Source organism: Winogradskyella sp. (assembly GCF_003712105.1).
Lineage (GTDB): Bacteria > Bacteroidota > Bacteroidia > Flavobacteriales > Flavobacteriaceae > Winogradskyella.
Genome location: NZ_RHLG01000003.1, coordinates 227,206 through 253,390, shown reverse-complemented (window position 1 = coordinate 253,390; position 26,185 = coordinate 227,206). Strand labels below are relative to the sequence as shown.

The window sequence follows — 26,185 nt, the reverse complement described above, 5'->3', positions numbered from 1 at the left end:
GTATTATTATTAGACTTTTTTATATCGGCACATACGTCACTAATATTACTTGTAATACAAACATAATTACAAAAGGTATAAACAAATAGCCAACCACATCGCGTGCTTGTATTTTAATGCCTTTGCCCATTACAGGGAAAACAATAAGTAAAAAGAAGGGTTGTAATAAGTTACTTAAACTCTCACCATACGCCACAGACATTGAAGCTCTTGCTGTCATGGCGGTAACTTCGTTAGGGGATAGGTTAGTGCCAAGCTCTTGTACCATATTAATAATACTTGGTCCAATCACAGCAAACTCGCCACCAGCAGATGGTATGGCAAAGTTAACAACACCACCAGTTAGATAAGAGATAAAGGCATAATTTTCAGGCGTGGCAATAGTGACTAAAGCTTCACTAATTTTTGTACCTAAACCTGATGCTAACATTATACCCATAATACCAGCGTAAAACGGATATTGAAACAAGATGCCAGAGATATTACTACTCGCACGTTTCATAGCAATACTATAGCGCATAGGTGTAATGTGTAGTAGCATACCAGCCATTAAAAAAGTAAATATTACAATGTTTAAATTAAGGCTAGTCACAAAATCATTTTTAATGAAATAATATACTATATATGAGATTCCCGCTAATGAAACAATAACCTGTAACCATCCAGCATTGTTAAGCGCGTCAGACATTGCTTTAAATGGTAATTTGTAAGATAAAGCTTCTTCTTTCACAGAAATATCATTCATTTCTGATTCATCAACTAAATCACTTAATTCTTTACCTTCGGAGGATTTTGGAATCAATACATAAATGATTAATGGTGCTACAATTACAAAAAGTGCAATCATTATTAAGTTCAATGATGATCCAAGTGTAAAGCTTGTGGGTAAAGTGCCGTTCAGAATTCCATCTTGAATTAAAAAATTATTCTCTGTGTTTAAAAGCAAAGCAATTGTACTTGAGAATCCACAAACCCAACCATTAAATGAAAAGTACACACAAGCTACTAAAAAAGGGTAGTGGACTCCTTTTACTTTTAATGCTAACTCACGACCTAAAATGGCTGTGATCACAACCATACCAAAGCTTATTAAGGACAATAAAGCGCCTAAAGCAATTACAATTAAATACACTTGCGTTGGTGTCTTTATGTATAATGCCAGTTTGTCAATGGCCTTTTTAACAGGTGATGATTGTGCAATGCAATAGGCTGTAATAATGATTAATACAATTTGCATCCCAAACGAGAGTAGGTTCCAAAAGCCATTGTACCAACCTTCTAATACTACAATGGGTTTGCTATCGGTAAGTGTAAGTGCACATATGCCTGTAATTAGTGTTAATAATAAGGCAAATACATAAGCACTAGGCATGTATTTGGTAAATGCATCGGTAAATTTCTGACCAAGTTTAGTGAGTAGATTGTTGTTCATTATATACACGTCAATATCGCAACTAAAAATACTAAAACAATCTCATTAGTTTGCCTTAAAAGAGTTTCTCTTAATAATACGTTAATTAACAATTGTACAGAGTTCTTTAACATCTCCATAACAGCATGTTGGTATTATTGATTCTAATTTGGTGGTACTAATTAAACAATCAAAATAAAATGAAAAACCGACTTACTTTTCTTTTTGCATTTCTGTTATTAGCTACAATAACTGTTAACGCGCAACTAAACACACCGCGAGGAAGCCAAATGGCATCTGTAATGCAACGTGTAGGAACTACCGATATTACCATTACCTATTCTAGACCAAGTGTAAACGACCGTGAGATTTGGGGTAAACTTGTACCATACGGATTAACAAATCTAGGATTTGGAACATCGAAGGCAGCACCATGGCGAGCAGGTGCTAACGAAAACACAACAATTAGTTTTACGCATGATGTAAAAATCCAAGGAAAAGCTGTTGCTGCTGGTACTTATGGTTTACATCTTAATGTAAAAGATGCTAACAATGCTACGCTAATTTTATCTACAGATAAAGATGCTTGGGGAAGCTATTTCTACGAGCCAAAAAATGATGTACTTACTGCAGATATAGTTATTGCAGATAATGCATTTACTGAATTATTGACCTTTTCATTTGATGCAGTTGATAAAAACTCGACAACAGCAGCTTTAAAATGGGAGAAAAAAGCATTTCCTTTTAAAATTGAAGTAGATGTTACTGATATTGTATTGTCTGATATACGTTCTCAATTTAAAGGGCAAAAAGGCTTCTCAAGACAAAATTGGGAGCAAGCAGCAAACTTTGCTTTAAATAACGATGGTGATTTAGACGAAGCATTACAGTGGGTAAATGCGGCGCTTGATGGTCAGTTTTTTAGTCAAAAAACTTTCAACGGTTTAGCTATAAAGGCTCAAATACTTCAAAAGAAAGGTGATGCTGAAGGCTTTGGCACCACAATGGACGAGGCTTTAGGTCTTGCAAATCCTGGGCAAATAAACCGTATGGGTTATGCTATGATTAGAGCAGAGGATTACGATAGAGCTATAAAATATTTCAAAACCAACGTTGAGAGCGATTCTAAGAACGCGAATTGGCATAGTAGCTTAGCCGACGGTTACAAGGCTAAAGGTGACGTGAAATCTGCTAAGAAACATTACACCAAAGCATTGTCATTAAATCCAAACGATCGCGTAAAAGCTAGTATTGAAAAAGGTTTAAAAGAGCTTAATTCTAAGTAATTAATCATCATCAAAACACGAATTTTTTATGTTTTGGAGGCCTAGTAGTGGTTGGTGGCTAGGCCTTTTTTTTATTTATCATCATCCTGAACTCGTTTCAGGATTTTAGGTTCACTAACTTATATAGTTCCAAATATTCTTGTACTTACTCATCTGTTTATACGTGTGAAGAATAGCCTTGTGTTCGGGTAAACTTAATGATGGGTCGAGTTTTAAAACCTGTTTGGCATAGTATCTAGCTTGCTGTAAAATAGCCTTATCCTTTACAACATCAGCAATTCTAAGGTTTAAAACACCACTTTGCTGTGTTCCCATAACATCACCTGGTCCACGAAGTCGTAAATCTACTTCTGCAATTTCAAAGCCATCATTAGTGCGTACCATGGTTTCAAGTCGTGTTTTGCTCTCGTTGCTCAATTTGTGGCTTGTCATTAAAATGCAATAGCTCTGTTCAGCTCCACGACCAACGCGACCTCGTAATTGATGGAGCTGCGATAATCCAAAACGTTCAGCACTTTCTATAATCATTACTGATGCATTAGGCACGTTAACACCAACTTCTATGACGGTCGTGGCTACCATTATTTGTGTTTTCCCTTCAACAAAGCGTTGCATCTCATAATCTTTATCAGCGGGTTTCATTTTACCATGAACAATCGAAATTTGATAATCAGGCATAGGAAATTCTCTCGAAATACTCTCAAAGCCATCCATTAAATCTTTATAATCCATTTTTTCACTTTCCTGAATAAGCGGATACACAACATAGATTTGTCGTCCTTTGCCAATTTCGTCTCTTATAAATCGAAAAACCTTAAGACGATTATTATCATACCGGTGGACCGTTTTAATCGGTTTTCTTCCTGCAGGTAATTCGTCTATGACCGAAATATCAAGGTCGCCATAAACAGACATGGCTAAGGTTCTCGGAATTGGAGTAGCGGTCATCACAAGTATGTGTGGAGGTAAAGCCTCTCTAATCTCTCCAGAGGAGAAACTTTTCAGTTTAGATAAAATTGTGTTTATTACTGAATCAATATCGCCTATTACTTCCTCATTTTTAAACCGGATTACAGTAAAACCTAAATCTTTTAATATAAATGTACGTATTTCATCAATTTCTTGTTGTTCTTTTCTGTTATGATAGCCACCATCTATTTCAATAACTAGGCTTTTTTCCAAGCAAACAAAATCAACAATAAACTCATCAATGATATGTTGCCTCCTAAATTTATAACCTATTTTTTTTCCTCTTAATGATTCCCACAATATTTGCTCAGCTTTGGTGCTATTTTTTTTATTTTCTTGTTGTAATTCTTTCATCAAACTGTAAGTCGATGGACGAGCTGTTTTATACCTATCTAGTATTAGTTTTGCTTCTTCCCTTTGGGAAGATTGAGATGGGCCTTTTTTCCATAATTTACTTCTTTGCGCCACTCCAAAACGGTGTTGTTCGTCTATAATTGCAAGCCCTAAATTTTTGAATTTCACCTTATCCTCGAGAAGTGCATGAGTGCCAACTAGTATCTGTAATTGCCCATTTTCGAGATGTGCATGAATTTCTTTACGCATTGAAGTTTTAGTTGATCCAGTTAATAATGAAATACTGATATTCAATCTATTACACAATTCTGATAATCCAATATAGTGCTGAACTGACAAAATTTCAGTCGGAGCCATTAAACAACATTGAAAACCGTTGTCAAGCCCCATTAACATTGACATGAAGGCAACTATGGTCTTCCCAGAACCTACATCGCCTTGCAAAAGCCGATTCATTTGTGCATTACTACCTAAATCTGCTCTAATTTCTTTCAAGACACGTTTCTGTGCGTTGGTTAATTCAAATGGTAAATGGTCTTTAAAAAACGAATTGAAATAGTCACCTACTTTGTCAAAAACCAGACCTTTAATTTTTGATTTATGAATTAAATTTTTCAGAATTAATTGCAATTGTATGTAGAATAATTCTTCAAATTTTAACCTGAATCTTGAACGTGAAAGCAGCTCTGCATTTTTAGGAAAATGCACATTGAATAACGCGTCAGATTTTGAAATGAGTTTCAATTCTTCAATAACAGAATCGGATAAGGTTTCATAAAACTGGCCTTTGGTTTCTAAAAAAAGTTGTTGCATGATTTTAGAAATCACTCTATTGGTTATGCCTTTATTTGTTAATTTTTCAGTCGATGGGTATATGGCTTGCATTGCAGTGCGCAAGTTTTTTTCATGCTCAGCTTGCAATTCCATTTCAGGATGTGGCATGCTAAACTTGCCGTTAAACCAATTAATGCGTCCAAAAATGACATAATTTTGACCTATTTTAAGGCTATCTCTAATCCATTTTTGCCCACGAAACCATACCAATTCCATAATTCCTGTATCGTCTTTAAATTCTGCAACAAGACGTTTGCCTCTTTTTTGTGCTACTTCTTTAAAGTTTATAATTGTACCAATGACCTGGACTTCGGCTATGTCGCGCCGTAATTCATTGACTTTATAATAGCGCGTACGGTCTATATATCTGTTTGGGAATAAGTTGATGAGATCTTGATACGTACTGATACCAAGTTCTGAGCGCAATAAATCTGCACGATTTGTGCCAACGCCTTTTAAATAATCTATTGGAGTTTGAAGATTAACACTCATAAAAGCGAATTTAACTTATTTTCTAGAAAAGAAATGTCTTAAGATTTGCATTTTGGCAATGTCCTTGTGTAGATTTACCATATGAAGCGATTGTGGTTAGTGTTTTACTTTTTTTGTGGTGTCCTAGTTTCGGCACAACAAACGGATTATGTGGATTTTAAGAAGATAGAAGCTGATATTTCTTTTTTTATTGATTCATCACGAGTATATGGTTATGAAACTATTACCTTCAAGATTATTAAGCCGACAGATTCGATTTTTATTGATGCTAAGAATATGAAGTTGCGAGATCTCTATTTAAAGGATAGCCCGCTAATAGAGGTTGATTTTACTCAAGATGAAAACAAAATATGGGTAAAGCACAATTTTGCTAAAGACAAAGAATATAAATTGTTTATTAACTACAAAGTCGATCCAAAAAAAGCACTATACTTTTTAAAAAGAAAAAAAGGGCCACAAATCTGGACGCAAGGTCAAGGCAAGTATACCAGTAACTGGCTGCCTAGCATAGATGATGTTAATGACAAAATTATATTTGAATTGCAAATTTTGTCTAAAGATAGTCTTAAGGTCATTTCTAATGGTGCTTTAACAGATGTTGAGAGTTTTTATAAATACAAAAGGTGGTATTATAAAATGAAAAAGCCAATGTCAAGCTATCTTGTGGCTTTGGTTGTTGGTGATTATGATAAAAAAGTGGAGACCTCAAAAAGTGGTATTCCTTTAGAATATTATTACTATCCAGAAGATTCCCTTAAAATAGAGCCTACCTATCGTTATACCAAACTAATGTTCGATTTTCTGGAAGACGAAATTGGTTTTCCGTATCCATGGCAAAACTACAAGCAAGTACCGGTGCATGATTTTCTGTATGCCGGTATGGAAAATACAAGTCTTACCATTTTTTCTGATGCGTTTATGGTGGATTCTACTGGCTTTAATGATAAAAACTATGTAAATGTTAATGCGCACGAGTTGGCGCATCAGTGGTTTGGAGATTTGGTTACAGCAACCTCAGGCGAGCATCATTGGTTGCAAGAAGGTTTTGCGACGTATTATGCTTTATTAGCTGAGAAAGAAGTGTTTGGTGAAGATTATTACATGTTTAATCTGTATAATTCCGCTCAAGAGCTCGCTAGGCAAGATTTGGCTGGTAATGGCACATCGCTTTTAAATCCTAAGTCCAGTAGCCTAACGTTTTATCAGCGTGGTACTTGGGTCTTGCATGCTTTAAGAGATAAAGTCGGTAGCATCGTTTTTAGAACTGCTGTAAAAAATTACCTTGACAAGCATCAATTTACTAATGTGGAAACTTCTGATTTTATATCTGAAGTTGAAACGCTTTACGAGAAACCTTTGGATGATTTTGTTGCAAAGTGGATTGTAGATAAAGCATTTCCGTTTGAGGACGCTATAGAGATATTGAAACGACAATCGATTTTTATTAATGAATACATCATGGTTGACTGCGAGACAAATAGCTCTAAATGCAGTAATTATTTAAAGTACTACGCGTCAGATGAAGCTAAAATAAAGGTCATTGGTCAACGTCCAGATTTAGTATCAAAAGAAACATTTAATGAGTCTTTGAAGGTTAGACAAGCAATTGCTCAATACCTCACTAAAATTCCTGAAGCTTTAAAAGGTAAATATGAGATCTTGCTCGACGATAAATCCTATCTTACTATAGAAAGCGCCTTATATAACTTATGGGTGAATTTTCCTTTAGAGCGTTCAAAATATCTCAATAAAACAAAATCTGTAATTGGGTTTAATGACAAGAACGTGCGCTTATTATGGTTGGTTTTAGCTTTAAATACACTTGAGTATGAATCTGATAAGAATGACGAATATTTGAAGGAATTAATGAGCTATACAGATCCGCAGCAGCATTTTGAATTGCGTATGAAGGCATTTGAATATTTAAATTTAATTGGCGCTTGCGAGGTAAATTGTCAGAACAATCTTAGAGAAACAACAAAACATCATAATTGGCGAATGGTTAAATTTTCTAAAGCGATGTTAGAAAAACTAAATCAGAATTAATACATGCGAGCATTGGTCATATCTGGAGGTGGAAGCAAAGGCTCTTTTGCTGGCGGTGTTGCACAATATCTTATTGAGCGTGAGTATCGTGAGTACGATATGTTTTTAGGGACATCTACAGGAAGTTTGTTGGTGCCGCATTTAGCATGCGGTAGATTAGGCAAGTTGTACGATATATTCACTAATGTGCAACAGCATGATATTTTTAGTGTAAGTCCATTTGTACAACGTAAAAAAGGTGATAGAGAGTTTGTGTCAATAGACTTTGTGAATTCCTTGTGGCAATTTATTAAGCGAAAGCGCACTTTTGGTGAAAGTAAAGCACTTAAGCGCAATATAAGAAGGAACTTCACGGAAGATGAATATAAACTGATAAAAACACTGAGACACGATGTTGTGGTCACTGTTGCAAATCTATCTATGAATAGGGTAGAGTATAAGTCAATCAATGAATGTACTTACGAAGAGTTTTGTAATTGGATATGGATTTCTTGCAACTATATTCCGTTTATGTCCTTAGCTGTGGTTGATGGGCATGAATATGCTGATGGTGGTTTAGGTAGTGTAATTCCAATTCGTGAAGCAATTGCACGTGGTGCAACCGAGGTAGATGCTATTGTTTTAGAAGCTGAAAACATGGATAAGCAGAAGGTTTTAGGTAAGAATCCGTTTTCTTTAATGCTGAATTTATTTGGGCACTTATTAGATCAGGTAGAGCGTAATGATATTGAGATTGGCAAACTGGCTGCTAAGGCTAATAATGTTAAGTTAAATCTATACTACACGCCAACTTCGCTAACAGAAAATTCCTTGATTTTCAGTAAGCGTTTAATGGAAAAATGGTGGCAACAAGGTTATGATTATGCTGAACAAAAGCATAGCTAGTTACCACAATTCACTAACTTCATTTTTAATAAACGATAACGCTGTGTTACTTGGTGCTTCACGTTCCATGAGACCATTTAAAACGACTTCACGTAATTTATTAGCAGTATCTGTTTTTTCACTCATACTTGCTTTACGTATTAATTGAATAGTAGCATTTTTTGCTGCATTAATAATGTTCCAGCACTTGTCACTTATATAGATTTGTTGTGATAAATTATGCTCAAATTCTTGTTCAATTGTTGATATAAGTAAAGATTCGTAACTTTCTTTATTTGAGGTTATTGGAGATACTCTTATAAGTAATTTGTTTGGTGAGATACGTTCTAAGAATAACGCCATGCGCTCATAGGCTTGTAAGCGTATTGGAAGCGATTCTTTTTGCATGCTTTTTTGAAGTAGAAATCGACGTCTTTTATCTTCATTATCTACTAGTCCTTTAAAAAAATAATATGCTATAGCCGCAACAATTAGTGTAGGCAATAAACTAAGAAATAGTTGTAGGATAGTATCTGAGGTCATAATATTAGGTTTTTAACAAACATACATTGTTTTAGGGAGTTGTGCAATTAGGATATGGCTTCAGTATTGACTTTTCCACCTAGGTGCATACAATCTTTCAAATCTTGCATGCCATTAAAACCTACAGGTGTTTTATTGTAACCAAATGTATTATCAAACTCTTTCGTAAGATTGTGGTCATCAACATTCATTTCGATATCATTCATTTTAAACTCGCATGGATGCTCATAACCTGCAGCATGCGTAATCTCAATCAATTCCTTTTTAAAGGTACTAAAGTATTGTGCTAGTCGTTCGGACTTTAAAGGAATATTTATACCATTTTGCAACCATTTGTTTTGAGTGGCAATACCCGCAGGACAGCGGTTAGTGTGGCAAACCTGAGCTTGGATACAACCAATACTCATCATGGCTTCACGTGCCACATTAATACAGTCGACACCCATAGCAAATGCCATTGCTGCTTTTGCAGGAAATCCAAGCTTTCCGCTACCAATCCATACGACACGATCTTCAATTTTATGTTTTTGGAAAAGTTTATAAATATCACTAAACCCATAAATCCAAGGTAAGGATACGTGATCCGCAAAACTGGGAGGTGCTGCACCTGTGCCGCCTTCGCCACCATCTACAGCAATAAAATCTGGTCCACGATTTTCAGTTTTCATTATTTGCGCTAATTCTTCCCATTGATCTAACTTACCAATTGCGGCCTTTATGCCAACAGGTAAGCCAGTCGCTTTTGCAATGTTCTCTATAAAATCAACAAGCTCAGGCACATTAGAAAATGCTTTGTGATTTGGTGGAGATAAAACGGTTTTCCCAACTTCAACACCACGTATTTCAGCAATTTCTTTAGTAATCTTTTTTCCGGGAAGCACGCCGCCTTTTCCAGGTTTTGCACCTTGAGAAAGCTTTACTTCTATTGCTCTTATAAATGGATTATCTTCCACAAGTTTTACCATCTTTTCCATGGAAAAGCCGCCATCTTTAGACCTAACACCAAAATAGCCAGTACCAAAATGGAACACCACATCACCACCATTGCTATGATAAGGAGATAAACCACCTTCACCAGTATTGTGGTAAGCACCAGCAATTTTAACGCCTTTATTTAAGGATTCTACAGCCTTAGCTGATAACGAACCAAAACTCATTGCAGAGATATTGATAATCGATGCTGGACGATAAGGTCGCTTACGCTTATTGTAAGCACCCATAACTTTTGCACACGGTAAAAAAGACTTATCTATCGCATTAGGATGATGTTCAGCAATTTTATAAGGCATCATGGCATTATTGATAAAAATATGCTGATGCGCATATATATCTCTATCTGTGCCAAAACCCTCGTAATTGTTTTCCTTTTTCGCCGAAGCGTAGATCCAACCTCGTTCAATACGATTAAATGGTAATTCTTCTCTGTTATTTGCAACAAAATATTGACGCATTTCTGGACCAATACTTTCTAACCAATAACGTAGATGCCCAACAATAGGGAAGTTGTGGCTAATAGTATGTCTGTGCTGAAGAACATCACGCAATGCTACTAATCCAAGAGCAATAATAATCCAAAGCCACCAAGGGATTTGACCTAAAAATTCGAGTATCGATGCCATATTATTCGTTCAAGTAATCGAAAACCAATTGTGTAAAAGCTTCTACGCCTAGTAGCATACCGCTTTCATCTATTATAAAATCTGGAGTATGATGTGGAAATGCACCTTTAGATTCGTCTTCAGGAGACATGCCGCCTAGGAAGAAGTATAACCCTGGCACCACTTCTTGAAAATAGGAGAAATCTTCACCGCCAGTAGTAGCTTTCATTAGCACAACATTTTTGTCACCTGCAACTTTTCTTAGTGAAGGCAGCATTCTATCAGTTAATTCCGGATCATTATAAGTGATCGACGTTTGATTTCTGAATGTAATGGTTGCTTCACCACCATATGCCTTAGCTATAGTAGACACCATTTCTTTCATGCGACGTTCAATCATACTTCGCATTTCTGGGTCTAGTGTTCTTACGGTTCCGATCAATTCAGCACTTTCAGGAATAATATTAAATCGTGTTCCGGCAGTAATTTTACCAACAGTAATTACAGCAGCTTCTTCGGTAAGTTTTGCTTCACGACTAATAATGGTTTGTAAACCGTCTATAATTTTTGCTGAAATAAGAATTGGGTCAACGCCAGACCATGGTTGTGAGCCATGTGTTTGCTTCCCTTTAACATCAATGACAAAGCGCTCTACAGATGCCATTACACCACCTTTTTTGTATTTTAAAGTTCCGACTGGTGTCCCTGCATTAATATGTAATCCAAATATGGCATCAACTTTTGGGTTTTCTAAAACACCTTCTTTAATCATGAGTTTAGCTCCGCCTTCTTCACCTGGTGGTGGACCTTCTTCAGCAGGTTGAAAAATAAATTTTACTGTTCCTCTTATTTTATCTTTATGCTTTGATAATATCTCCGCAGTTGCCATTAATATGGCGGTATGCGTATCATGGCCGCAGGCATGCATAACACCAGTTTCTGTACCTAAAAACGTGGTTTTTACAGTAGATTTAAATGGTAAATCGTTACGTTCTGTAACAGGTAAGGCATCAATATCTGCTCTTAGAGCCACCACCTTTCCTGGTAAATCCCCTTTAAGTATACCCACAACTCCGGTAATAGCAACACCGGTTTCAACTTCTATTCCTAAAGACCTTAAATGCGCTGCAATTTTTTCTGCAGTTTTAAATTCTTGGTTAGATAGTTCGGGGTTTTGGTGAATGTCTCTTCGCCATTCGATGAGTTTGTCTTCAATATCAATAATATCTTTTTCTATAGAGTTTTGTCCCGAAATGCTAATTGAAGCAAATAGGAGTAGTGCCAGTATTTTTTTCATAGGAATTGTAAAATTTTCACTAAGATATTTAAAAAAAGAAAACCATCCTTTATGTCTTTAAGGATGGTCTTGATTTCTTATATGTTATACAACTATTCTATGATTATTTTTTTAGTTGCTACACCATCAGCTGTATAAATCTTAAAAAAGTAAATAGCTGGATTTAATGCAGTTAAGTCTATATGATGTGTATCAACATATGTAGATAGGTCTATTGTATGGACTTTTGCACCTTTTACATCGATAAGATCTGCTTTTATAAGGTTTAATCCGGAGGTGTTTTTTAATAAAAATTGACCACTAGAAGGATTTGGAAACAAAGAAATATTTCTACTGACAATATCGTCTACATCGTCATTAGCTAATGTTTGATTTGTAATATTAAGCGTAAATGAGCACGAGTCCGAATTTCCACCTGTATCTGTAACCGTAAGAGTAACTTCTGTTCCATCTGTTGCTCCTAATCCATTTAGCGGAGTCTGCGTAAATGTTAAGTTTGAGAATTCATCGTTATCCGATACTCCAATGATGGAACTGTAATCAGGTAGTTGATAGAAAACTGAACAATCTGCATTAACATTTTGGTCGCCAATGCAACTAAGAATTGGTGCTTCAATATCTGTAAAGGTTATACGGACTGTAGGGTCACCAGCTATATAATCATATACCGGTTGATAACCATTAGTGACGTTATAATTAAATACTGTGAAGGTGAAAACTGAAGTTCCTGTACTTATTAGCGGCTCTAATTCTGTATTTGATGATGTAGGAAAGAAGCCATTTTGTTCAATAATAGTTAGTACACTACTACCTATATTTAAATCATTAGCAAAAATGCGATCATAATCAGTATCTGAGAATACGTCTATATCTACAAATCCGCCATCTATATCCCAATAGCCTTCAAAAGTTATTGTTCCTGAACTAGTCGCAGTACCGGGCTGAATAACACAAAATCCTGTAATAGAGGCAAGATCATTATGTTTTAAAATACCTGAACCAGTAATCGTGTAACTAACTGGCGGACCAATAAGAAGGTCACCAAGGTTTTCAAACTCAAGTGTGCCATTGTCCAAATTAGCACCTGCAAATCCATAAGGTACACTTGTATTTATATACAACCGTCCACTAATATTTAATGTTGCTGATATAGTGCCAACACCAGAGTTTATTAAAATGGTACAATCACCCTGAATATTAAAGGTGAGTGTAGAATTATCATACGCTGTATCTCCAGGATAGCTTGGTGACCAGTTGGCTTGGTCTGTCCAATTACCAGTACCAGTATATGTAAAAGTTGTCTGTGCGTTTATGCTTGCTACGCATAAAATAAAAAGGAGGAGTAGTTTTGTTTTCATTTTATACAGATTTTAATATTGTTAATTGCCTACTTTACTTGCGACCCACTAACAAATATATAATTTGTTTCCCCCGAAACAATTGTGTCAATTATAGAGCCGCAAGTAGAGCAAGCATTTTTAATATTTTATAAACTTCATGCTTTCATTAGTAATCTTAAGGAAATAGATACCTGCCGATAATTGTGAAACATCAATTGTATTTTTATTTAAATCAATAGTTCGGGTTAATAGCTTTTGTCCTGATATGTTATAGATTTCAAGGTTCTCAGAAGTCTTTAAACCTTCAATATTGAGTATTTGGTTTGTTGGGTTAGGGTAGACACTATATTTTGAAATACTAATGTCATCTATACCTAAAGTGGTATTCTGAAACTCATACGCTCCCATATCAACGAATGAACCAGAAATTCTAAGCTCACCATCTAAATCTAGAGGTAATGTCTCTGTTGTATCTCCGTCGTTATCGACATCAAAAGTATCTTGAGGTAAATAACTATCATTACCGGCATCAATAAGTGGAGAACCACTTTGAAGTCTAAAATCTCCGTTTGCACTATCTACAAATAATGGGTCAAAACTTGGTGATGTAGCATCAATGTTATTTGTACCTGTTGGATTTTGATTGGTTACTAAACTGTGGTTAAAGGCAAAAGTGCCACTACCTTCATACTCACTAGAACTAAAGGTATTGCCATTATCCGTAGATTTTTCATTATTCCAAAGTATACTATTAGATGAAGAAACAGAAACAGCTGAGCTAAAACTAAAAGGAAATATAGCGCCTCCCTGTATTGATGAACTAGAGCTAGGACCAGAAATACGATTGTTGCTGAGTAAGCTATTAGTCATAGTGATAGATTGTGTAACATATATCGCGCCACCTTCAATCCTTCCATTATTCTGGCTATGGGTTGTAATCGTATTATTGCTAAGTGTAGCATTTATCAACTCAATAACATCTGCACGGATGCCACAACCTGTTGCATTACTTGACGACGCTAGACTATTATTAGTAGTAATAGTATTATTGTTAATGGTACTATTAAGTAATGTAGTATTTCCAAGTTGATTGTAAATTCCTGCAGCGCCTGCACCAACCTCTTCAGCCACAGTGTAGGTGTCATTGATAATACTATTGTTGTTTACAGATGAAGAAATTAATGTAGTATTCCCTATAACTGAATATATTCCACCACCATATGAATAGCTTCTTTGTGGAATAAATGAAGAACTATTATTACAAAAAACCGTATTATCATTTACGGTACTATTTGTCAACGTAATATCTCCATTTGTAATATAAATGCCACCACCATAGGCAAATGGGCTGGCATCACCACTTAATGATGAAATCATATTACTGTTTACGGTGCTATTATTTAATGTAATATTAGCTTGATTAGCATAAATACCACCGCCATTAGTCGTAACGTTGATAGTAGATGAAAAAATTGTAGATTCTGCTTTATTATTTAAAATCTTTACATTATTCAAATCTAAATCTCCAGAAGTATAAATACCGCCTCCATCGTCAGACACTCTACCATTTTGTACGGTAATACCTTCTAAAAATAATATACCTGTAGTATGAGATGCATTTATAACACGGTGTATTTCATTACCATCAATCATGGTTGGATTGTTTTCGAAATCCTGTATGCCACCACCAGAAGGATAGCTACCTTTAATTGTCATGGCCTTATTTATATTTAATTGAGAACCTTCGAGATAGCTGCCTTCTGCAATGTGTATTTCATCAACAGTCGTACAGGTGTTATTAATTAAATGTATTGCCTCTTGAATGGTATTAAATGCATTTGCCCAAGTAGTACCATCGCCACTACCTGTGGCGTTTTGGTCTACGTAAATTATTGGGGTTGTGTTAACAACATTTACTATGGCGGTTTCTGAAGTCGTATTGCCTGAGGTATCCGTTACAGTTAATGTCACTGTATTTGTACCTATCATACTACCATCAAAAGTATCATTATCTATTGATATAGAAGCAATTTGACAATTATCTGTTATGCTATTGCTGATATCGTTTTCAGTTATAGAAACTGATGCTCCACAAGCTATATTTAAGGTAATATCTTGTGTTATAACGTTTGGTCCTGCATTATCTATTATAGTGATTTGAGCCGGTGCTAAATCAGCATTGCCATTAGCATCTGTAACTGTTAATAAAACAGGAAGTACACCTGTTTCTCCAGAAACTGTTGCTGTATTAATAGTATTCCAATCTGAATTTGCATCTAGATTAAAGAAGCTTGCTGTATTATTATTTGGAGAGCTATCTAATAATGTATTATTTCCTGGTCCTTGTTCGATGCGGAAATAACCTACCAAATTTGCCTCATCACTACTTAATATTAGACTGCGTTGGTCTGCAATTTCTTGAGCAGTAAGTGCTCTGTCCCAAATACGAAGTTCGTCTATAGTTCCTGTAAAGGTTGCATTACCCCAATCAACTCCACCTAAAATAGTCTTGTTGGTTGTACTTAGAGAACTTCCAGTTATACCAGTGGCCGTGTTTTGAAGCACGCCATTAATATATATTGATAATGTACCGTTAACTTGATCATAAACACCAGCAATATGTGTCCATTGGTTTAGCGTTACCGGACCACCATTAACAGCAAAATTTCCATCACTGGTAGTTACTTCAGCAAAATAATTACCACCAAAATGAAATATACTATACTCATCAAAGAATGAGGTGCCAGAATATTTATCAATGACGACATCACCGCCAGGATTAAATCCTGTAGGGTATATCCAACCTTCAAGCGTCCATGAATTTTGTAAATTAAGCTCAGGTGTAAATGGTATTTCGGCATATTGGAATGTACCATCTAAATCTAAAGCTTGACTCGAAAAGCCTTCAAACTCTAAATCATCACAAGTAAAAGTGTCTTGACTCAGCGTATAACTAACTATTCCGCAATTATCAGTAGAACCATTGTCTACTAAAAGTGGGTCAATTACAATTTGTCCATTGGCGTCTAGAGATGCAGTTATGTTTTGTGCCGCTGCAATCGGCGCTACTGTATCTGCAAAGCTGGCATTATCTGAGTCTATCCAATTACTTGTTAACCCGCTTAATGTAGTATTGATTAATGACAGGTTATTAGAATTACCTGAGCTATCATTTATAGTAGTAATAGCTGAATTATCACTGTTCTCAATACCTTGATTAAAATCATAATATGCTAACAAATCACTACCATTGGGCATATTGCTACATATACCTGTTCCTCCAGGTTTAACGGTATTCCAAATACGTATATCACCAATATCACCTAGAAAGTATTCGTTTAATGGAAAATCTACACCTACATATAAGTTTAGGTTGGAGCCAGAAGCAGTTCCAAATTCTGTAGGGAATGCGCCTATCGATACTCCATTAACATAAACTGTTGAACTTCCTGTGTCATCATCCGTAATGACAATATTGTACCACTCGCCAGGATTAAAGGTGTATGATATGGTTTGGTATGACGCTCCATTCCAAAAGCCAATACCAGTTAGATTGCCTAATAAATTAAATAAGTACTTAGTACTTGATCCATCACTACTACGATAACCCAAAATAGTTTGTGGTGTTGCTTTAGTTTCGGGTTTAATACGCATTTCTACGGTACCACTTGTAATATCCAATATTGATGGATTTGTGGCAGCAGCATAGTCATCTAAACCATCAAAATTGAATGCTGTGGCTGCGGTCGATTCAACTTCGAGTTCTACAGAGTTAGATAAATAATTTATGGACCATTGCCTATCTACTGGTAAAGAAGGTAGATTTGTTGTCGTAAAGTTTCCTCCTACACTCGCAGCAGAAATTATGGTGAAACTGTCTCCCACTTGGGGCTCAAAACCGTTTTGCAGAATGACATTTAAAGTTCCAGAAATTCCAATACCACTAATAAACGGGTTTCCAAGTAATTGGTCATATTCAGTTCCGGCTGTTGTTCCACCAATTTCAATATCTAAATTGGAACTTGTAAATAAATTTACATTGGTTTGAATGTTATAAACCCCAATCGGATTTCCTGGTGAAAGTGTACCATTGTTAGAAAAACTACTTGGATCAATATAATTGTTTGAGCCTCCAACCGTACCAAAATTAGTTACGTAATTATCGTTTATTGCTGTATAAAAATCTATTGTTCCATTATCTATAAGTGTAGATGTAGCATTAAGATCAATCCAAGAGAGATCTTCGAAATACATAAAATCTTCATTTAGGATTAGTCCATTGTTTGTAATATAACTTGTTATTTGCACATATAAGTCACCATAGTTATTTATGGCACCAGTGCTATTATTTACAATTCCATAACCGGCCACAATGCTAAGTCCATTATTAATATTTATAATACCATTATTAGTCAGCAATAAGTCCACACCAACACTTGCATCTAAGTTTACCGTATCACCTGCTAGAATTGTTGACCCAGGATATGATGGCGACCAGTTATTTACATCTGACCAATTACCGGACGAAGAACCATCAAAGGTATACGTGGTTTGAGAATAAGCGAAAAAAGAAATTAAAAACACAAAAAGCAGAAGTAGTTTTGTTCTCATTGGGTGTAGTTTTTGAATATTAACTCATGTATAGTTGATTATGAGCACAAGTTATACTCATAGGTGATTTGGTACAATACGCATGAGTGTCAAAAAATACGTAGGCCTACGTAGTAATTATAATGAAGAAATAAGCGCTTTGTTTTGCGAAACCCAATTGGTTAGTGCATCTTGGTCTGAACTGAGACTCAATTTTTTTATAATATTAGCGCGGTGTTTTTGTACTGTTCTCACAGATATTAGAAGAGTTTCAGAAATCTCTTTTGAAGACTTTTCGTTTGCAATGAGTCTTACAATAGTGCGCTCAGAAGGTGAAAGTAATTTTATCTTCTGTAGTTCTGGAGATATTTGAGATTGAAATACATCATTAAAAGTAGAACTGTAATAATTTTCACCATCAAGCACTTTGTAAATGCATTTTTGTATCTCAGAAAACGGTTCGTCTTTAAGTAAGTAACCAGATATATTTAGAGACTTAGCCTTGAAAATATAGCGACTTTCTTTGTGTGAAGTGAGAATGATAAATTTAGTATTCAGGTCTTTTTCTTGACATTTATTAATCACTTCAAAGCCAGTTAATAGAGGCATTTCAATATCTAAAATTGCAATTTCATGAGTGTCGGAAGCCAGTTTTTCTAAAGCTTCAGCACCATTAGAAGCAGTTGTGATATTCTTATAATTGTTATTAACTAACTCGTCCTTAAGCCCTTTTAAAAGCATTGGATGGTCATCGGCTACTAATATTTTTATGTCTCTATTCATTGCTATGACAAGCGAATTTTAGCTTTGGTCGTTGTACCTTCTGTTAGTTTACTATCAATTAGTAATTCTCCGTTTAAGATTTTAATGCGTTCTTCTAGTGTTTTTAAGCCTAAGCTGTTTTTGTTTTTAGCTGAGGTGACATCAAACCCTTTTCCGTTATCTTTAATCAACACTAAAATAGCATCTTTTTCTTTTTCGATAGTGATAGATAATGCTTTAGCATCTGCATGTTTTAAGATGTTATTAATACACTCCTGAACAAAACGGTACAAGTGCAAAGCATTTTCATCAGTTAAGTTATTGTCTATGTTCTCAATATCGGTTGATACAAATAGGTCATTGTTTTCATCAATATCTATTGCAAGTTGCTCAACACTTTCAGTAAAACCAAGCTGTTTTAGTAATGGCGGAAAAAGCCCACGTGAAATATGACGTACTTCTTCGAGTGTATTATTGGTTAAATCCGATATTTCTAGCTGTTCACTACTTTGGGCTTTTCTTTTAATTAATGTTAATTGCTGACTAACACTATCGTGTAATTCTCTGGCAATACGTTTACGTTCGACTTCTTGAGATTTTATTAAATCTAATGCAAACTGATCTTGAAGCCGTTTACGTAATTGAAATTGTCTTAAAAAATAGAGTAAAACACCAATAACGATAAGACTTAAAGACGTAACAAACCACCACGTTTTATAGAAAAAAGCTTTGCTTTTTATTGGTATAATTAAGGACGTACCTACTTTCTCTTTCGAGAAATTTAAGGCTTCAATTTCTAAACTATAATTACCAGCTTCGAGATTGGGAAATTGAATAAAATTTTGGTTTTTCAACTCAATCCATTTGTTATCATTAAGCCTATACCTGTAGAAATATTCGTTGTTTAAACCAGTGTTACTTTTAAGTGCAAAGTTTAATTCCAAAGCTCGATTCTCTGGCGGTAATTCAATAGTTTCATAATTATCTAAAAAGGCTCTACTATAAATATCATCATATTCTCCTGTGCTTTTATTGAAAAAATTGGCCTTTATTAAAGTGAGCTCTGCATTATCTTCACGAGGCTTTAACTTTTCAGGATTAAAAAAATTCAGTCCTTTTAGGGTACCAAAAAAGATACCTTCATTAGTTTTAAGTGCGCTATAACGATTACCCTCATTATGGGTAAATCCATCTTTTTCTGAAAATCTATATGTGCTATTTTTTTCTGTATTGAAAGCTACTACACCATTAAAGGTATTGACCCACCAAGTATCTCTGTCGATAATTACACCTGCTATACCAGCGTTTAATTCGTCTTCATATACAGTTTTAAATGATTCATTTTCTGATATATACATATAGACATAACCGCTTCTTGTACCAAATAAAGGATTCCCTTTGTCATCTTCAGTACACATAAAGACAAAATTATCTTTAAGATTATTGTACAGTTTACTCGACTTATTGTTGATATCATATTTCAGAATACCTTTATCTGTAGCACCCAAAATAAGATTGTCTTTAATAACAATATCAAAAACCACCAAGCTGTCAGTAGCCAATAGTGCAGAATGCTTTTCAGTATTGGTATTAAATTGCATTAAACTATAACCTGCAGTTGCATAAACCAATACGCTATCGTTAAGTGTTTTTATATTTTTAATAGGGTAGTGTCTAAACGACTTCGTCGTATTATTCTTTGGGTTTAATTTTATGATATTACCAAAGCTATGGCTCCAAATAACACTATCTCTGATTATAATATTTCTTGAAGAAGGTAAAAACCTTTTGCCACCTTCTGTAATTGTAATAGGGTTTGTTTTATAGGTTTGGGTATTTAGGTTAAACCAACCATTACGTTCGGTCGAAACGATTATATTTTTTGAGTCTTTCTGTTTAATGGCTCGAATTTCATACTCTTTTAAGTAGTTAAACACTGAATTATTACTAAATGTATAATGATGCAGATTGTCATTGTAGTATAGCCAAAGTTCATTATCTAAATCACTAGAAAAAGCTTCAATTACAGTTGTGTTCTTCAATGTGTTATCCGTACACATAGTAACAAGCGAATCATCTTCTATACTCTGAAAAACAATTGAATTGTCCTTTGCCGATAAGATAATATGGTTCCCTTTTTTGTCTTGAAAAGTTTTTAAAGCGTCCTTTAGATTTATAGTCTTGGCAGTAGGTTTAACCTCAAGAGCTTTAAAATTTAGAGTATGCAATTGGTCTTCAGAATCCATAATTACATAGTTTTTTGCTTTGTATTTAAATGCCTCTGCTATCCAAAACTTCTTTTTATTGAGATCTCTACTTCTTCCAAAAGTATCATTACTATATTGCTTGATGATATTGCCATTCCAATCTGTAATAATTATTGGGAAGTTATCATCACCAATAAGACAATAGTTGCTATTACAAATTAGTTCGGTGGAGCTATCTAGTGAGAATCTCTGAGGTACATTATAATAAAAACTAAATACAGGATTAAGCTCGAAACTTTCTGTAATTTCATTGAGGGTTAATTGTTTTTCGTTTTGAGTGAGTGTATAATCTTTTTCATTATAACTAAATACTTTAGAAAACGAATTTGCATTTATTTTTAACGTTTCAAATTGAATGCTATATGGGTCAAAAAGCATTATTTTCTCTTTGGAATCCTCATTGAAAGTAATTATGATTTTACCATCGTTTCTCTTGTATAATTGTACTACAGTATTTGTGGATTTGGATAAGTTTGGTATGGTTATATTATGAAATGTATTACCGTCAAAACGTAATAAGCTTAATTCTTTGTTACTGGAGATTATGGTTCTGACATCATTATCAATTCCACCGAGCCACAAGAAACCATCATTGTCTTGACACATAGTATTCACCTTATCAAGAGTTAAACCATCATCTCGTGATAATGTTCTTTTTTGATATTGAACAAGCGATTGACAATAGCTATGTAAAGAATAAATTAAAGAAAGAAAAAGAAAGAATTTCTTCATCTAAGGTTAACTAGATTAATGGTGTGATTGTCGAAAGTAACAAATTGTAAAGAAATAGTATTTGGTTGTTTATAATTATTAATAAAAGCAATGCATTAAAATTAAAGCTTTCATTAATTTCACAGCTCAAAATTATTACTCATTTGGACAAGTATTTAAGTCAACTTAATGATGCACAGCTTGCGCCAACTTTGCAAAAAGATGGCCCAATGATAGTTATTGCCGGTGCGGGTTCTGGAAAAACACGTGTGTTGACATTTCGTATAGCATATTTAATGAGTCAAGGTGTTGACCCATTTAACATTTTAGCACTGACATTTACTAACAAAGCGGCTCGTGAAATGAAAGGCCGTATTGCTGATATTGTAGGTGATAGTGAAGCTAAAAACCTATGGATGGGAACTTTTCACTCAGTATTTGCTAAGATTTTACGTATTGAAGCTGACCGTTTGGGTTACCCGAGTAATTTTACCATATATGATACTCAAGATTCTGATCGATTAATTTCATCTATAATCAAGGAAATGAAGCTTGATAAAGATATATACAAATACAAGCAGATTAGATCTCGTATTTCATCATATAAAAACAGTCTTATTACCGTAAAGGCCTATTATAATAATCCTGAGCTTGTTGAAGCTGATGCTGCTGCGAGACGACCAAAAATGGGTGAGATTTATAAAGAATATGTTGAGCGTTGTTTTAAGGCGGGCGCTATGGATTTTGATGATTTATTGCTCAAAACCAATGAGTTATTAACGCGTTTTCCGGATGTATTGGCTAAGTATCAAGACCGTTTTAGATATATATTGGTAGATGAGTATCAGGATACAAACCACTCTCAGTATTTAATTGTAAGAGCTTTATCAGATAGATTTCAGAATATTTGTGTGGTAGGTGACGATGCACAAAGTATTTATGCATTCCGTGGTGCGAATATTAATAACATACTGAATTTCCAACGCGATTACGACGACGTTAAGGTCTTTAGGCTAGAACAAAATTACCGTTCTACAAAGAATATTGTTCAAGCCGCTAATTCAGTAATAGATAAAAACCAGAGTAAGCTTGATAAAGTTGTTTGGACTGCAAATGAAGAAGGTCCAAAAATTAAGGTAAACCGTCTTGAAAATGATGGGCGTGAAGGCAACTATGTCGCTAGTACCATTTTTGAAGCCAAAATGCAGCAACAACTTAAAAATAGTGATTTTGCTGTTTTATATCGTACCAATGCACAATCGCGTGCCATTGAAGATGCTTTACGAAAACGAGATATAAAGTATCGTATTTATGGTGGCTTATCGTTCTACCAACGTAAAGAGATTAAAGATGTCTTATCATATTTACGTTTAATTATTAATCCTGCTGATGAAGAAGCTTTAAAACGTATTATTAATTTTCCTGCAAGAGGAATTGGTCAAACAACAATCGATAAATTAATAGTTGCAGCTAGTGGTTATGGTAAATCCATTTTTGATGTTATAAAGGCGATGGATCATCTTGAAATTAATCTCAATGCTGGTACAAGAACCAAGCTCAAAGATTTTGTAACCATGATTGAAAGCTTTCAGGTTATGAATACCAATGCGGATGCTTTTGAATTAGCTGAGCATGTGGTTAAAGTTACAGGATTAATTAAGGAGTTTAATAAAGATGGCACACCTGAAGGTGTTGCTAAAATGGAAAATATAGAGGAGCTATTGAACGGTATTCGAGATTTTGTTGAAGGTCAAAAAGAGATTGCAGATAGTACGGCTTCACTTGCAGAATTTTTAGAAGATGTAGCGCTTGCAACCGATTTGGATGCAGATAAAGGTGACCCAAACCATGTGGCGTTAATGACGATACACTTAGCTAAGGGTCTTGAGTTTCCACATGTATTTATTGTGGGTATGGAAGAAGATTTATTTCCTAGTGCCATGAGCATGAATACGCGAAGCGAACTTGAAGAAGAGCGCCGCTTATTTTATGTAGCATTAACGAGAGCAGAAAAGCAAGCTTATCTTACCTATACCATTTCGCGTTATCGCTGGGGAAAATTGATAGATGCCGATCCAAGCCGTTTTATCGAAGAAATAGATGACCAATATCTTGATGTTATTACACCTTTTGAAGAACAACGTTTTAACCCAATGCTTGATGCTTCCATTTTTGGTGATATAGAGCCAAATAATATACGATTTGGTAAGCCAAAACAAACGCCAACTTTTAAAAGAAAAGAACAACGAAAAAAACCAGAGAACTTTAAGATTAGCACACCTAAAAAACTAAAACCAATTGAAAAAAGTAGCTCCAGTACTAATCTGTTTGACAGTAAACTTACAGTTGGCAATATTGTTAATCATCAGCGTTTTGGTAGAGGAGAAGTCCTGAAAATTGAAGGCAAAGGCAGTGACTTAAAAGCAGAAATAAAGTTTGAAAGTGGTGCTGTCAAGAAGTTGTTACTACGTTTTGCAAAATTGGAGGTGATTTCTTAAAACAATACGCAACCTTTTTATTTAACATGCATCTAGTGATTAAACCTGTTGCATGATGAACTTTCGTTTTTTAGTCCCATTTAGTGGTATAATTTTATGCTGTTTATTATTATCTTGTGATGATACAATTATAGCAGACAATACAAGAGTCATAATCCAAGGTAGAGTAGTAGACCAATTTGGGAATCCTTTGTCAAATGCTTTAGTTGAAGTAAAAACCACCGGATCTTCATTTGCAGCCAGTACATTTTTAATTGGAGATGGCTTAACTGATGATAACGGCGAATTCAATATCACCTCTCTCTTTGGATATAACGAGTCTTTTGAAGTGACTATACAGTTAGACAATTCCTATTCTGATTACTCCTATTCAACTAATACACAAACTTTTATACCACAAGATTTTATCTTTGATTTAGATACTGTGACTTTGATTGAATTGAGCAATTTCAGCTATGATTTAACTCGTGTCAGTGGAGATGGAAACACTATTGATTTTAGCTTTAACTATATATCATCCCAATGTGCCGAAGTATTTGTTGATGGGGTAATTAATGAAAATGCGAGCCAGTGTTATGATATGGCTACTTCTGGTAGCATGTTAGGTGATGATAATCCAGATTTTAGTAGTTCATTCTCAACACAGTTAGGCTCTGAAGTTGAATTTAGATACACCATTAATAATGGAGTTGAAATGAGCCAAATATTGAACATAAATAATGAAAACTATGCGTTTGAATTTACTTATTAGAATTTTAGTTGTTCTGCTTGTTTTTACTTCAGCCTATTCACAAGAAGAGTTGAAGAGCTCAGCTACTGATAGTATTTCAAACTTCAACTTTCTATATAACAAGGCTAGACAGAAATCAGTATCATGGTCTCTGAGTTATCAACTACCTATGACTACAGGTAATAATTATATTGGACAAGGTTATGATGGTGAATATGGATTTGTTTTCAAAACAAAGGTGTTTGTATATAAACAGTTATACGTTGGCTATGCTTATAATCATAGTGTTTTTGATGTTGAAGATACCTCTGTAATAGGAAATTTTAATAGTAGTAGAGCGACGGCTCACACCTTTAATTTTGGTTACGAATTTTTACCATTAAATAAGGTGAAACTAGGCATTAATTATGGGTTTGGATCTGTTAGATTTAGAAATAAAATTGGCGGTGATTTTGAGTTTAGTGATACAGGTGATTTACAAGTATTAAGTTTTTATTTAACCTATGAAGTTTCTAAGAATATTTCTGTATTTAGTGAATACGGCTTTAATAAAGTTAACTCTGATATTAGCACACCAGATTCTTTAAACAACTTTTTTGAGAAAGGACGATTTAATACACTAAATTTTGGAATTTTAATTGCCTTAGGAAATGACGATGTTATAAGTGCAGTAAAAAAGACCTATGGAATGCAATAGTCTATTAGAACTATTTTACCATGCAAACTGAATTAATATTACCATTGCCATCATATTCTAAGACGCTATTATATGGATCTGTTATCCATTTACCATCGACAATAAATTTATAATGGTATTTACCACCAGCCAGTCTTAATTTATAAATCCAGCCTTTATCGGTTTTTTCCATTTTAAATAGGTCTTCAGACCAATCATTAAAATCTCCAGAAAGTACCACTTCTTTGGCATCTTTAAAATCACTTAGTTGAAAACTAACTATCTTTTGCACATCTATAAGAGAGTTATAGCCACCAAATTTATTGCTTGTTTTTGACGGATTATTTGGGTCTTCTATCCAATCGCCATCAACGATAAATTTATACTCATATATATCAGGACGAAGCTGTAGTGTAACTTCCCAGCCATAGTTAGTTTTATTCATTTTAAAACCTGTTTCGTCCCAGCGATTAAATGTGCCACTTATAATCACTTTATCAGCATCTTCGTAGCCTTTTAGTTTAAATTTTACATTACCATACTTGGTAGCAAAAGCAGTATACATTTTAAGGTTGTATACCATTAAGGGTTCTCCGTATTTGTTAAGAGCTTCAACACTATTTTTAAAATCTCCTGATGGCTCAGCCCAATGAATACCATTAACAACAAACTTAAACTCCCAATCAAAATCATCAGTAAAATCAGATAATTCCATTTTTAATTCGTAAACAGAATCACTGGTTTTTTTCATCTTCCATTTATCTGGAGCCCAATCATTAAACTCGCCAGCTACATAAACATCCTTTATCCTTTCTCCATTATTTTTAATATTAGGATAGTCGTCAACATCAAATACAAAAATGATGTCATTACCAATAATTTTATAACCCATCATGGATTGCTTTTGAGAAATCCCA

At 34.6% G+C, this 26,185-nt stretch carries 16 protein-coding genes; 6 read left to right on the top strand and 10 right to left on the bottom strand.

All coding sequences use genetic code 11. The features are described 5' to 3' along the window. Positions 1 to 19: 19 nt before the first annotated feature. Positions 20 to 1,432: a TIGR00366 family protein gene (locus tag ED556_RS09025; protein WP_296322448.1), complete on the bottom strand. Its 1,413-nt coding sequence runs from the start codon at positions 1,430 to 1,432 to the stop codon at positions 20 to 22. A gap of 179 nt (positions 1,433 to 1,611) precedes the next feature. On the opposite strand from ED556_RS09025, the gene ED556_RS09020 reads away from it, so the two are divergent. Then, positions 1,612 to 2,697: a DUF2911 domain-containing protein gene (locus tag ED556_RS09020; RefSeq protein ID WP_296322445.1), complete on the top strand. Its 1,086-nt coding sequence runs from the start codon at positions 1,612 to 1,614 to the stop codon at positions 2,695 to 2,697. A 114-nt stretch (positions 2,698 to 2,811) separates the two neighbouring features. On the opposite strand, the gene ED556_RS09015 is transcribed toward ED556_RS09020, so the two are convergent. After that, positions 2,812 to 5,346 (bottom strand): DUF559 domain-containing protein, encoded by a 2,535-nt coding sequence (locus tag ED556_RS09015; RefSeq protein ID WP_296322442.1) that lies wholly within the window; start codon positions 5,344 to 5,346, stop codon positions 2,812 to 2,814. A gap of 81 nt (positions 5,347 to 5,427) precedes the next feature. Between ED556_RS09015 and ED556_RS09010 the strand changes: the two genes are divergently transcribed. Next, on the top strand, positions 5,428 to 7,392 hold the full coding sequence (locus tag ED556_RS09010; protein WP_296322439.1) for a M1 family metallopeptidase: 1,965 nt from the start codon (positions 5,428 to 5,430) through the stop codon (positions 7,390 to 7,392). A gap of 3 nt (positions 7,393 to 7,395) precedes the next feature. Further along, entirely contained in the window at positions 7,396 to 8,277 is an 882-nt protein-coding gene (locus tag ED556_RS09005) for a patatin-like phospholipase family protein (protein ID WP_296322436.1), read from the top strand. On the opposite strand, the gene ED556_RS09000 is transcribed toward ED556_RS09005, so the two are convergent. The 7 genes from ED556_RS09000 to ED556_RS08970 form a co-directional block, all read right to left on the bottom strand. Next, positions 8,278 to 8,799, bottom strand: coding sequence for a hypothetical protein (locus ED556_RS09000; protein ID WP_296322431.1), 522 nt, complete (start codon positions 8,797 to 8,799; stop codon positions 8,278 to 8,280). A 47-nt stretch (positions 8,800 to 8,846) separates the two neighbouring features. After that, entirely contained in the window at positions 8,847 to 10,418 is a 1,572-nt protein-coding gene (locus tag ED556_RS08995; RefSeq protein ID WP_296322429.1) for an FMN-binding glutamate synthase family protein, read from the bottom strand. A gap of 1 nt (position 10,419) precedes the next feature. Beyond that, entirely contained in the window at positions 10,420 to 11,694 is a 1,275-nt protein-coding gene (locus ED556_RS08990; protein WP_296322426.1) for a M20 family metallopeptidase, read from the bottom strand. Positions 11,695 to 11,786: 92 nt separating this feature from the next. Then, positions 11,787 to 13,052, bottom strand: coding sequence for a T9SS type A sorting domain-containing protein (locus ED556_RS08985; RefSeq protein ID WP_296322424.1), 1,266 nt, complete (start codon positions 13,050 to 13,052; stop codon positions 11,787 to 11,789). Between the two features lie 120 nt (positions 13,053 to 13,172). Beyond that, positions 13,173 to 17,645 carry a LamG-like jellyroll fold domain-containing protein gene (locus ED556_RS08980; RefSeq protein ID WP_296322421.1) on the bottom strand — a complete coding sequence of 1,491 codons (4,473 nt, stop codon included), beginning with the start codon at positions 17,643 to 17,645 and terminating at the stop codon, positions 13,173 to 13,175. 117 nt (positions 17,646 to 17,762) lie between these two features. Then, a complete protein-coding gene (locus ED556_RS08975) occupies positions 17,763 to 18,407 on the bottom strand; it encodes a response regulator transcription factor (protein WP_296322419.1) in 645 nt (214 codons plus the stop codon). Between the two features lie 2 nt (positions 18,408 to 18,409). Continuing rightward, positions 18,410 to 21,385, bottom strand: coding sequence for a histidine kinase (locus tag ED556_RS08970; RefSeq protein WP_296322416.1), 2,976 nt, complete (start codon positions 21,383 to 21,385; stop codon positions 18,410 to 18,412). Positions 21,386 to 21,528: 143 nt separating this feature from the next. Here ED556_RS08970 and ED556_RS08965 point away from each other — a divergent pair, with 143 nt between their 5' ends. Genes ED556_RS08965 through ED556_RS08955 form a run of 3 tightly spaced genes read left to right on the top strand, consistent with a single transcriptional unit; the run spans position 21,529 to position 25,289 of the window. Further along, complete coding sequence (locus ED556_RS08965) at positions 21,529 to 23,862, top strand: ATP-dependent helicase (protein ID WP_296322413.1); 2,334 nt, start codon at positions 21,529 to 21,531, stop codon at positions 23,860 to 23,862. 55 nt (positions 23,863 to 23,917) lie between these two features. Beyond that, a complete protein-coding gene (locus tag ED556_RS08960) occupies positions 23,918 to 24,613 on the top strand; it encodes a carboxypeptidase-like regulatory domain-containing protein (protein WP_296322411.1) in 696 nt (231 codons plus the stop codon). Beyond that, positions 24,582 to 25,289: a hypothetical protein gene (locus ED556_RS08955; protein ID WP_296322409.1), complete on the top strand. Its 708-nt coding sequence runs from the start codon at positions 24,582 to 24,584 to the stop codon at positions 25,287 to 25,289. The genes ED556_RS08960 and ED556_RS08955 overlap by 32 nt, the downstream gene beginning before the upstream one ends. Before the next feature lie 10 nt (positions 25,290 to 25,299). Here ED556_RS08955 and ED556_RS08950 read toward each other — a convergent pair whose 3' ends face one another. Further along, positions 25,300 to 26,160, bottom strand: a complete 861-nt coding sequence (locus ED556_RS08950) for a hypothetical protein (protein WP_296322406.1) — start codon at positions 26,158 to 26,160, stop codon at positions 25,300 to 25,302. Positions 26,161 to 26,185: the final 25 nt, after the last annotated feature.